This is a genomic window from Caballeronia sp. GAFFF2 (assembly GCF_023631485.1).
GTDB lineage: Bacteria > Pseudomonadota > Gammaproteobacteria > Burkholderiales > Burkholderiaceae > Caballeronia.
Window position 1 is genome coordinate 1 of the sequence record NZ_JALQDA010000051.1, and the last position, 11,478, is coordinate 11,478.

General features: G+C 63.9%; 9 protein-coding genes. 2 read left to right on the forward strand and 7 right to left on the reverse strand.

Features of this window, described 5'->3' with window-relative positions; genetic code table 11:
- Positions 1–207: hypothetical protein (locus tag NCT04_RS32450; protein WP_250469928.1), on the forward strand; the 207-nt coding region annotated here is incomplete at its 5' end.
- A 282-nt stretch (positions 208–489) separates the two neighbouring features.
- Complete coding sequence (locus NCT04_RS32455) at positions 490–2,481, forward strand: hypothetical protein (protein ID WP_284509487.1); 1,992 nt, start codon at positions 490–492, stop codon at positions 2,479–2,481.
- Positions 2,482–2,533: 52 nt separating this feature from the next.
- On the opposite strand, the gene NCT04_RS32460 is transcribed toward NCT04_RS32455, so the two are convergent.
- From NCT04_RS32460 to NCT04_RS32490, 7 genes are all read right to left on the reverse strand, one after another.
- Complete coding sequence (locus NCT04_RS32460) at positions 2,534–3,646, reverse strand: serine hydrolase domain-containing protein (RefSeq protein ID WP_250469930.1); 1,113 nt, start codon at positions 3,644–3,646, stop codon at positions 2,534–2,536.
- Between the two features lie 41 nt (positions 3,647–3,687).
- Positions 3,688–4,080 (reverse strand): DUF4150 domain-containing protein, encoded by a 393-nt coding sequence (locus tag NCT04_RS32465; protein WP_244831876.1) that lies wholly within the window; start codon positions 4,078–4,080, stop codon positions 3,688–3,690.
- Between the two features lie 56 nt (positions 4,081–4,136).
- A complete protein-coding gene (locus tag NCT04_RS32470; RefSeq protein ID WP_250469931.1) occupies positions 4,137–4,838 on the reverse strand; it encodes a DUF3540 domain-containing protein in 702 nt (233 codons plus the stop codon).
- A gap of 23 nt (positions 4,839–4,861) precedes the next feature.
- Positions 4,862–5,902 (reverse strand): pentapeptide repeat-containing protein, encoded by a 1,041-nt coding sequence (locus NCT04_RS32475; protein ID WP_250469932.1) that lies wholly within the window; start codon positions 5,900–5,902, stop codon positions 4,862–4,864.
- Entirely contained in the window at positions 5,899–8,616 is a 2,718-nt protein-coding gene (locus NCT04_RS32480) for a DUF2169 family type VI secretion system accessory protein (protein WP_250469933.1), read from the reverse strand. The genes NCT04_RS32475 and NCT04_RS32480 overlap by 4 nt, the downstream gene beginning before the upstream one ends.
- 13 nt (positions 8,617–8,629) lie before the next feature.
- Complete coding sequence (locus NCT04_RS32485) at positions 8,630–9,673, reverse strand: hypothetical protein (RefSeq protein ID WP_250469934.1); 1,044 nt, start codon at positions 9,671–9,673, stop codon at positions 8,630–8,632.
- Positions 9,674–9,751: 78 nt separating this feature from the next.
- Complete coding sequence (locus NCT04_RS32490; protein WP_250469935.1) at positions 9,752–11,329, reverse strand: type VI secretion system Vgr family protein; 1,578 nt, start codon at positions 11,327–11,329, stop codon at positions 9,752–9,754.
- Between the last annotated feature and the right edge of the window lie 149 nt (positions 11,330–11,478).

The window sequence follows — 11,478 nt, forward strand, 5'->3', positions numbered from 1 at the left end:
TACGACACGCGCAGTTGTTCCGAAAGCACGACAACAGAATGTGACAATCGATTAGATGAGCCGATCATCAGGAATTTAGAAGCGTCGATTGCTCACACACAACTGGTGCGAGTACGTATCTTCTTGGGGCTTCGTGAATGCGTCGTCGCCAGCAGCTTCTGCAAGAGACACCGTTCAAACCCCTTCGCCCAGGCGTTCGCCCATTGACGAACGCCCTTTGCACCGCTTTCACTTAACCGCTTCAATCTTCGGAAATGGACGTGGTTTGTAAGGCTTATCGGCCATTTGCCGTTGACGGCCTTCACCTACGCTAGTGACATGCCGTAAAGGCATCAGTCACGCGCCAGTCTTCGTGGTGCCCAGTTCCCTTTCTGCAAGGTTATCGTGAAGCCCGTTCTTCTTACTGTCGCGGCAAGCGCCGCGCTCTCGCTCGCTCTCGCCGCATGCGGCGGCGGCAGCTCGTCGCCGTCCACTCCAGGTGGCGTGTACATGGGTCCCGTTGCGAACGCAGCAGTGGCGGTGTATCAACTCGCCGCCGACGGCACCGTCTCCGACAAGCCGCTCGCCACTGCCACGACCAACAACGACGGCACCTTCGCGCTCAAGGGCAGCCTGCACTATCCGCTCTTCGTGCGCGTAACGGGCGGCAGCTATCAGGAAGAAGCGACCGGCACCAATACGAGCCTTTCCACCGAAATCGACGCCGTGTATCTCAACGCGCCTTCGCAGATGGTCGTCTCGGCGTATTCGAACGCAATCGTCGCCGATGCACGCGCGGCCGGCGGCCTCAGCGCCGACAACATTAACGCCGCAGTCGCGCGCGTGAACGCGTTCGCGGGTGACATCGACGTCCAGCAGACCACGCCGACGCTCGTCACCGCAGGCACGACCGGAACGGTCACGGATGGCGCGAAGATGAGTCTCGCGCTCGGCGCCGAATCGCAAAGCCGCACGACGGATGGCTCTTCCATCGATACCAGCACGCAGAACATCGTCGCACAGGCAGCCAATGGCGATACGCTCGCGTCCTGTCACGCAGGCTCGGGCGATATCGCCGATGACGGCACCGTCGCGGCACCCTCGGGCGGCAACTGCACGATCACGCAAGGCGCCGCGACCTATGCGGGCAGCGCGGGCAACCGCTCGGGCATTACGTCGATGGCGCAGTTCGCGCCGGTCGCGCCCGGCGCGGCGCAAACGGCTATTGGCAGCGCGGCCACTTGCGGCGACCGCATCGCCTTGCTCAGGGACAACGCCGCGATCTTCGCGGGCCGTCAGAACGACGTGCAGGCAAAGCTCACCGGCGGTCTTACCAAGACCAATTGGGCGACCTATCTGACCGCCAGTAGCTGGGGGCCGCTCGCCGCTCAGTACGGCGCGATCAAGGCGCCTGCAGGATGCACCGATACCGACACGTTTTATCGCGAACTCGTGATGGCGGTGGAAAACTTCTGGGTCGATCAGGACATCAACTATTGCCATCATCATGTGCCGGGCTGGCTGCCGCCGGACGATTCGGGCGGAACCGATCCGAAGTACCGCAATTCGTCGGCGGGCAGCACGTCGGGTGCGGCCGCGAGCGCGAGCGGCGCCAAGACGCCAAAGTACGGCATGACCTGCACCGGTCAACGCAGCGCTACCGGTTCGCAGCAGATCCAGGCGAGCGGTGTCACCGCCACGAACACGCCGGCTTACACGCCTGCCGAGGTCATGTGGCATGGCGTGGATTGCTCGGACTTCACGTCTTGGGTCTACAACTTCGCGGGGCTCACGGGCAGTACGGAAGTCGAAACCGGCGTGACCACGCAGGCGTGCATGACGCCCGCGGGCGCAACCAGCACGCCTGATTGGGCGGGACCGAAGCAAGCGGGCGTTCTGCTCGATATCAACAGCGGCAACTTCGACACCACGTCGCAGTATCTGCTGCCGGGCGACTTGCTCTATATCACCGCGTCGCCGATCGTCAAAGGCAAGATGGTTCCCTTTACGCCGACGAGCACCATTGGCCTCACGCACGTCGTGACCTGGACCGGCAAGAAGTGGTCCGATTTGCGCAATGGACCGGATGCCTGGCGCTACGATCCGGCGCATATCGGCGAGCCGGGTTCGCGTCTTGGCGGCGATCTCGCGTCCATCCTCCAGAACGACAACGTGCTGGAGGCGCTCGACAAACTCGATCCGTGGATGATCATCGACAGCCACTATGCGGGGCCTTCGTATCGCCCGTTCATTGGCTGGTATCGGTCGAGCGTGTCGGATGTCCGGCGGATCATCGGTCAGGACGCGGCGCGCGCGAATCCCGATCTCAAGAATCTGATCATCGAACAGCAGCCGACTAAGGCCACGCTGGCCTCGAAGACTCAGTTGGGACAGATCGTGCTCGCCTCGAAGCAAGGGCTCGCGAACGGCTACATCATGCACTACACCCAGGTGCCGAAAAACGGCTTGCCGACGTGCGAGCGCGTGGGTATTCCGAAGTAAAAAAGCGCCGAAAAAAAACGCATGATGCGATGCGCCACTCCGGCGCTTCGCATCAAGGCAGATGCCGTCCGATGGCAATCGCCACTGGCGCGGGCGGCGTCTCGCCCTGATTGACCGCGATAAAAATCGCCGCGTCTTTGTGCGGATTCACGAGAATCACCGAGCTGAATCCCGCCGTTCCACCGTTCTTCAGAATTTCCGGATGCAAGCCGGGCGAGCCGTTGCCATTGTTCGTGACCCACGCCATGCCTTGCTGCGCGATGCCGTTCGGCAACGTGTAGCGCGGCGCTTGAGCCGCGTGCATCGCCGAGATCAGTTCGGCGGGCACCGGACGTCCGTCTATTTCACCGTGTCCGAGATTGGCCTCGCCGAAGCGCAACATGTCGGCGGCGGTGGAGCGCATGGCACCTGCCGCGTACCACGCGTAGAGCGGCCATTGCGGCGCGCGCTGCCCGTCTCGAAGATGCCCTTCGGCCGTGCGCCCCGGCACGTCGACTGGTCCCGAGAACGAACTCGTCATGCCGAGCGGTTGCAGGATATCCGTCGATAGCTGATCGGCCCACGCGCGCCCCGTTGCCTGCACGAGCGTCACGCCGAGCACGCCGACGCCTGCGTTCGAATACATGTAGGGACGTGGCAGGGGACCGTCCGGCGACCACGACGATACCCAGCGAAAGAAGTCCGCCGATGTGTAGTGGTCGATACCGCGATAACGCAGATTGCGCGGTGCGTCGGGCGGATTGTCGGGCATGCCGGAAGTGAAGTCGGCGAGCTGCATCGGCGTGACGTTCTGGGCGGCGCTTTGCAGCGTGACGCCGTTGGGCATGTAGCGCTGTATCGACGAATCCGGAGCGATCTGATGCCGGCCGATGGCGAGCGCGAAGAGCGTGGTTGTGAAGACTTTCGTGCACGAGCCGATCTCGACGATGCTATCGGCCGTGAAGGGCGCGCCGTTGTCGTTGGCCGAGCCGTATGCGTAGTAGTAACGCTTGCCGTGCAGCGACACGCCGACGATCGCCCCCGCCGCCTGATGCGACGAGAGCAGCGGCTGCAGGTAGGTATCGACGACTTGCCGGATGGCGGCGCTGTCGTCGGCGGGTTGCTGGGCCGCGGCGGGAAGCGTGGCGCAGGCGATGAGGAGAAGGGCGAGGGCGGTGTGGCGCATGGTCGTTGTTGTGGTTGCTTGAGGCGGTTTGGCTCGTGGGGTCAGCTCATGATCATCACGGTAGGCTGGCTCGGCACCAGTACGACGCCGATGGCGTTACTTTGATTTTGCGTCGTCGGCGAAGTAAGCCGAACGGCGGGATTGCCGGCCACCATTACCTTCATGCTGCCCTCGGTGAAGCGCGCCGGGCCCATGATCGTGCCTGAGGCCACGCCGCCTGCCACGCCGGCCTGATCGCCATTGGTCAACGGAATCTCCGAGCCGAGATTGAGTGCGGGCGCTCCGCAGATCAGCACGGTCTCAGCCGGCGGCGTGCCCATCATGGGCATGGCGATATTCGGAAACGGCGTCGGTACCGGTCCAGCGGGCGTCGGCACTTGGCAGACATCGGGTTCGGCGATCATCTCGCCAGCAGCTATGGTTACTGCAAACACGGCATACCTCCGTTTGTGCGATTGTCTCGTCGCGTCTTGTCGACTGGGGCCGGGCCTCAGCCCAGTTCTATCTTCGAGCCGTCGATGCGCGTCATCTCGTCGGAGACGAGGGTCGTGTGGCGAGTGTGCAAGTGCGCGTCGCCGCTTACGCGCCAGCGAGCCGTGCCCGCACGCAATTCGTCGTTACCCTCAATCCATCGCGAACTGTCGTTTGCACGGAAGATGGCACGTCCGACGGTCGAGAGAAAATGGCGCGCGACTAGCGTAAGACGTTCGATACCCGCGTCGAGCGACGCTATGCGCGCGCTGGCCTGGTGGCTCGTGACCGCTGTCGAAACCGCGTCGAGCGAGAACGCGCGCGTGCTGGCATCGACGGCCTCCTCGCCGTTCAGCGCGATACGCGTGGCACAAAGCCGCAAGTCGCCGTCGGCGGATTCGATCCTTGCGCCGCCCGGCAGCATCATGGTGCCGGCGTCGGGTTGGGCACGGGTCAGCACCGCGAGGAGATACGGCACCGTGGTCGTTGCCGTCACGCCGTCGGCTGCAGCCTGTGCGGGCAACGCGCCGCAGACGAGGACGAGATCGCCCGCTTGCGGTTCGAGCAGACAGCTTTGAGCCTGCAAGGCACGCTCGGCGTGACTGTCGAGCAAAAACCATGGTCCTGCGCGGCCGGTCACCGTGGCGGCACGCAGGGTCGTGCTGACTGCTGGCGCGCAGCCGGCGGGAACGTCGTTAGGGGTAAGTGGCAGCGTATCCATGTCGTGCTCCAAGACAGTAGAAGTCAAACACCCCAGGTTTCGGCGCGCAGCCGAACCGGATCGGTGGGACGTGTGTGGTTGCGCGACGCGCCCGCCCAATGCGTACGCGAGTCGATCAGCGCATGGAAGTCGGCATTGCCGAAATCCGCGCGTGCGCAATCGGATTCCGTCAGATCGACGTGTGACAGATCGCAGTCCGTGAAGCGTGCCGCCGTCAACGTCGAACGTTGCCAGATGGCGCGCGTGAAGACCGCCTGCGTCCAACTCGCGCCGTCGCAGCGCGACCCGGTCAGCGTCGCGCCGCTGAAATCGGCCACGACGAATTCGGCATCGGTCAGATCGGCACCGGACAAGTCGGCTTGCGCAAAGCGCGCGTATCGGCCGGATGCGCCCGCAAAGCGCGCCGCGTTGAGCTTCGCGCGATCAAAACGCGTCTGCACGAGCTCTGCACCGGTGAAATCGGAGCCGGAAAGGTTCGCATTCGTGAACTGGCACTGATGGAGGTTGCATTGGTCGAAGCGCTGGCCGGCAAGATCGCCGTTCAGAAAGAAAGCTTGTACGAGTTCAGTGCGCAAGAACGTTACCCGCGCGAGCGCGGCGTCGCGGGCCGTAAAGCGCGTGAGATCGGCGTCGGTGAAGTCGGCGCCGTCGAACTTGCAGGCAAGCGCATCGCTGCGATAGACGCGAGCGCCGGCGAAGGTCGCGGCGCTCAAATCGCAGCCGTCGAACATCGCGCGCTCGATTTGCGCGCTCGTAAAGTCGGTGCGTCCGAAGCCGACACGCGTAAAGAACACCCGTGTGGCTTGCGTCTCACGCAGACTCGCACCGGCAACTTGCGTGTTGTGCCATTGGGAACCATCGAGAACGCTGGCATTCAGATTCGCACCCGAAAGATCGCATTGGCGGATGCGCGCCCCATTCAGCTTCGTGCGCGAAAGGTCGGCGCCGCGCAAATCGACGCCCTCCAGCAGACAGCCGCTTAGGTCGCGCCCGGCGAGGTCCGCGCCCGCCAGGCTGGTTCTGGACAGCGCCGCGCCCGGCACGAGTTCGGGAAGCGCGCTCATAAGCGCACCTCACCTTCCACGCGGCCGGGAATCTGCAGCAGCGTGCGATCGACGTTGGCGCCGTCGAGCACGCTGTTGCCGACCGTTGATCCGTAGCATTGCGCACCGTAAAGATTGCTCGAGACGAAGCGCACGCCGTCGAGGCGGGCGCGTCGCAAGTTGGCGTTCATCAGGTTGGCGCGGCTGAAATCGGCACCGCTCAAATCGGCCTTGGACAGACGGATAGACACCGCGCGCGCGTTGACGAAGCGCGCGCCACGGGCTATGACGCCGCTGAAATTCACGTGATCGAGCGCGCTTTGGTCGAAGTTTGCCTGAGATATGTCAATGTCGAGCCATACGGCCGCGTTCAGCCTCGCGCCCACGAAACTCGCGCCGCTGAGGTTTGCGGCGAGGCCCGCGCGCGATTGCGAGAGGTTGGCGTTGTCGAAACGCGCGCCCGCGCCCTGAGTGCCGAACAGACGGAGAACGGAGCAGTCCGCATCGACGAAACTGGCGCCCGCGATTGACGCATGATCGAATACCGCGTTCGCGAGATTTGCCCCGGTGAAGTCGGCGCCCGCAAGGACCGCGCGCGAAAAACTAGCTTTCGCCGCGCCGCATCTGGACGCCTTCACGCCCATCATCTTCGCGTTGCTGAAGATGGCGCGGGCGAGTTGCGCGCCCTCCAGATTCGCCGCCGAAAAGTCCGCGTCCGCAAAGTCACTCGCACTTAGAGACGCGCGTTGCAACTGCGCACCGCCGAAGTTGGCGTTGCGGGCGCTGACGTTGTCGAGCTTCGCGTCGTGCAGTTGCGCCCCGACGAGATCGGCGCCAGCGAGCATCGCGCCCGACAGATCGGTGCCGGAGAGCCGCGCGCCAGTGAGACGGACGTCGTTGAGCACGGCGAGGCGCAAGTCGGCGCGCTCGAGCATCGCGCCTGACAAATCGAGGCCGCTCAGATTCAGGCTGGCAAGCGAATGACCAGCCGCGGCGCGCGCTATCACATCGTCGCGATTCAGCCGTAGCGGTAGAGGCGGCTGCGGCGCTCCGAGCACGGCGCTCGCGGGCGCTTGCGTCGCGGGCGCAGCAGCGGTCGGAGACGCGCCAAGGGTCGAAAGCGCGCCCACGATGCTCTCGAAGTCGATGCTCGCCGCTTCGTTCAGTGCGGCGACCGTCTCAGGGTCGGTGACCTGTGCGGCAAGACCGGTGATCGAACTGCCGCGCGCCGCGAGCGCCTGTTGAGTCTGCGCGAACGCTGCGCGCAACTGCCCGGCGAGCGTCGCCGCGTCGGCGGGAGCGCTGGCGCCGTTCGCGCCGAGCACGGGCGCGGTTAGTTTCTCGACGTCGGCTGGCGTGAGTTCGTAGCGCTTCATCAGATCAGCGGCGCTGCTTTCTAGCGTTTGCGTCAGCGATTGAAGGTCACGCTGCATGGATGCCGCATCGCCACCCGACTTGATGTCGAACGGCGGCGTGCCCGCTTGCGGTAAGTGTGCTTCGAGCTCGCTTGCTTGCATGCCGTGCTTCGACAACAGATTCTGAGTCGTCGATTCGATCTGCGCGGTGAGCGATTCGAGTTCGGCGAACGCAGCCGGATCGCTCGGTCCCGCTACGGCGGGTGCATCAGGTGCATCGGGTGCTTTCAGGGCAGGCGGGGTGGCGACGGCCGCCGCAGGGGCGGGCGACGCACTTGCGGCGGCTGGCACGGGAGGCGTCAGACTAAGCCGCGCTTGCAGGCGATCTCGATAGTATTCGGCGGGTAACGGCGCGCTTGTCATGCTCTCGAAGTCGACCATCAACTGCGCGATGTCGTCCGCGTCTTCATCGCCGAGCGCTGCAACCGCGCGATATAACACGATGCCCTGTCCGATCTCCGGCAGGATCCAGACGGTTTCCGGGCGCGCGGCGCACTCCTCGAAGCGCATATCGCCAGCAATACGACGGGTCACGAAGCAGCGCGCCCTGAGTGCCGGAAGGCGCGCCGCCAGATGCGGCTGATCGGGATGCATGTAATCGACAACAATGCGCTCGTCGCCTTGCCAGAATCCCGCGATACGCTGGTCGTGCGGCGCCGTGCAAAAGTAATCGGTCCGGGTGTCAGCCGGAAGATGCGGCCATTGCTTTGCGAGCCAGTCGTCATCGAAGGCGCCGAGCAACGCGGTCCGTTGCGGCGACGTGGCGGGCAATGCCCAATATCCGGCGGGTTCGCGGACATCGCTGGGCGAGGCGATCAGCGCGTCCGGCGTCTCGACGTTAGGTAACACGCGGTCCGAGTCGCCGGCGAACACCGCGCCGCGCCCGGCGGGATTGGCGGCGTGTTCAGGACCGCCGAACGCGCGCGTGGCATCGAGCGGCATGCGGTGGAAAGGCTCGGGGGCCGAGATCGTTCCGAGCGGGCCGAAGCGGCGATCGCCATAGACAAAGAGCGATTTTCGCGAAGCGCCTACTTGCACGGTCGTTTCGACGAGTGTCGCGGTCGTGCCTGCCGGCGCGTGGGCTGCGCCATAAGCGAGCCATTCGCCGCATGGCTTCGGGAAGCCGGCATCGAGCGGGCCGTCTCCCGTCGCGCCGGCGCCTGCCTTCCACAAGTCCGGTTCGGAGGCGAGACGTGGCGGTCCATCGTGCGGCGCATCGAGAGCGAACATCACGAGCACCCCCATGGAAAGTAGATCGCGCTCGTTGAAACGCAACGTGCGATAGACGAGTCCGGCGGTATCTGGTTTGAGGATTTTCATGATCGTTCGTCGCCTAGCCGAGCTTGATGAATGCGGAATCGGCCTCGATCGCCTCGGGGCTGATTAGCATCATGGCGCCGGGCGCGGACGCGACGAACACTTCCTGAGCCATGTTGAGTGTGCAACCCGACGACTCGACGAGAAAATCTTCGGGCGTCATGTTCAGAGCGCTCGCGCCGACCTGCGCCGTCAACGTAGCGGGCGTAACGAGCACGCTGCTGTCGCCGCCGCGCAGGGTTGCCTGGTCCGGGCCCATCAGCAACGAAGATGCGCCTGCTGGTCCGGTGAAGTCGAGCGACGAAGCGCCGTCGCTGAAATTCAGCGAGCCTGTGTCGATGCCTACACGCTTGAACCCCGCAGTGGCATTCGTCAATGAGATGGAACTCTGGCCGGCCGGCGTGGTTCGTGTCAGCGTGGTTTCTGCAAGCGACATTCCGAGCGTGCTCTGGGAAGCTGGCAGAAAGTCCGTTCCGAGCGACACGCCGGTCTGTCCCAAGGTCAGGGTCGATGTCTGGCGCAGCGCCTCGCACAGTGTCGAGAGTCGCTTGACGACGACGACCAGGAGCGCGGTGAGCAGCGCATTGCTCACGCCTATGGACGCGGCCTCGGCCGCTTGCTGTTTCACCTTGTCCTTGCTGACGTCGGTGGCGTCGAGCACACCGAGCGCGGTGCCGTACACGAGATTAATCGCGACAGTCACGCCGATCAGCGCCTTGGTCGCCGTCATCGCGGCCTTGAGGATGGCGAGTGCGGACATGCCGAGAGGATGAATGCCGCCCTTGAGGGCTACGGTTCCTTGTGCCTGCGTGGAGGTGGAGTCGCTAAAATCGACCGTTGCACCGTCCTGCATGCCCAGCGTGGTCCCATAAGTCCATGTGACGTTGTTGCCGAGCACTGCAGCCAGATATGTGCCGAGCGTCACCGAATTGTTGGTCGTTGCTGTGAGTGCGGTTTGGCCGGTACAAAACGCGGAGTTGACTTCCCCGACCGCGAGGTTGTTGGTGGTTCCGACCGTCATCGTGTTGACGTCTTCCAGTGTGAACTGAGTGAAGCTCATGACTGTTATCTCCTGAAAGCGCAGATGCGTGGCTGTCGATGCAATGAAAGGAACATGGAAACGCGTGCCTATCGCGCCTTAGTCGCGCGCGCCGATAAAAATATGTGTCGCGCCGTTCGGCGAAAAAAGATGGATCGTCTGGCCACCATCCTTATCTGACATCTCCAAGATGTTTCCACCCTTCGTCACCATTCGATTCATCGCCGGGTTCCCCTGATTCACCACACTCGAATTCACCGAATTCGGCACCGTCCCGACAATCACCGGCTGATCCGGATCGCCGTCGCTGAATGCAAGCAACACCTCCGCGCCCTTCAGCAGCGGAAAATGCATGCCGTGTCCATCGCCGGAATAAGGCGTCGCCATGCGAACGCGCGCCGAGCCTTTCGCCGCCGCCTTGTCCGTGCGGTCGAACGGCAACTGCACCGTGTACTGTCCGTATTCGTCGAGCTCGGCGTATTCGCCGCTGCCCTCCGCATCGACGGTCGCGTTCAGCGTGCCTGCGATAGTCGGCCGCGCCGTGTCGCGCGGCGCGCGATACTGAACGTCCGCCTTGATCGCCGAAAACGAGTTGCGGTAGATGATCTCTTCACGCGCCGCGCCGTTTTCGCTAAACGGCGTCTTGATGCCCGCGAGTAGCGCGCCCGCCTGCGATCCTTCATGCGTGATCTCGGTCACGAGATAGCGGCCGTTGAAGTCGTCGCGATAGTGATGCGACATCTGCATGAAATAGCCGCTGCGCAAGCCCACCGCGGTGGCCTGACCATGAAAACGGACGCCGCCGCAAAGAATCCCCTCTGCGCGCAGCTTCGCGTAACGCGTGCCTTCGTCGGCGTCGCGGAAGTTGTCGCCGTAGAACATCGCTTCGCCGAAACCTTGCGCGGATACATCCGCCTGCGCGACGAGCGGCAACGACGCCTTGCGATAGTTGTAGTCCTGCAGCACCACCTTCGCGGGCAGCGGCTTCGTGCGGCACACGAAGCTCTGCACCGAGTCCGGCGCGACGCCCGTATCCAGCTCGTCGGCGGGGCGGTAGTTGACCGGCAGCGCATCGGCGGCGTGCATGGCGCGGTCATCGACGATGGTCAACGTGTCCGCCTCGCCGCTCTGCGCGAAGTAGTAGTACATGCCTTCCTTTTCCATCCAGCGCGACACGAAGTCGAAGTGGCTTTCCTGGAACTGGCACACATAGCTGCGCGGACGATACTCGCCCGTCAGCTTCAGATCGACGGCGTTGCCCGTGAGCTGCGCGTCGCGCAACACGCCGCCCAGAATCTGCGGAATGGTCTGCTCGTTCAAATAGACCTCGCAGGTGCGCGTAAGCGTAAGCCGCCACGCACGCGGCACGAGCACCGCGCGATAAAACGTGTAGCCGCCCGCATGATGCAACTGGTCGAATTCGGCGAGCATGCCGGAATATGGCGTGGTGCGCGAACTGTCATCGGGTGCGCCGATACTGAAGGTCGCGTTGTTCTGCAACATCTTCGTCAGATCGATGGCGGCGTCGTCGGCGACGAGCGTCACTTCGAAGCGAAAGAGTTGCGAGATCGCCTCGCGCCCGTGCATGCGCACCACCGAGAACGTGTCGGCCGCGTAAGCATCGGAGACGAAGCTGAAGCGCTGATTGTTGGCGAGTCGTGCGGAGAGCGAAGTCATGGCGTTTTATCTGCCGTTCAAGCGAGGAGCGGGGGGGGGGGGGGGGGGGGGGGGGGGGGGGTGGGCGGGGGGGGGGGGGGGGGGGGGGGGTGTTTTTGTTTTAAACCCCCCCACCCCACCAAACCCCCCAAAAAATTATATACCAAAAA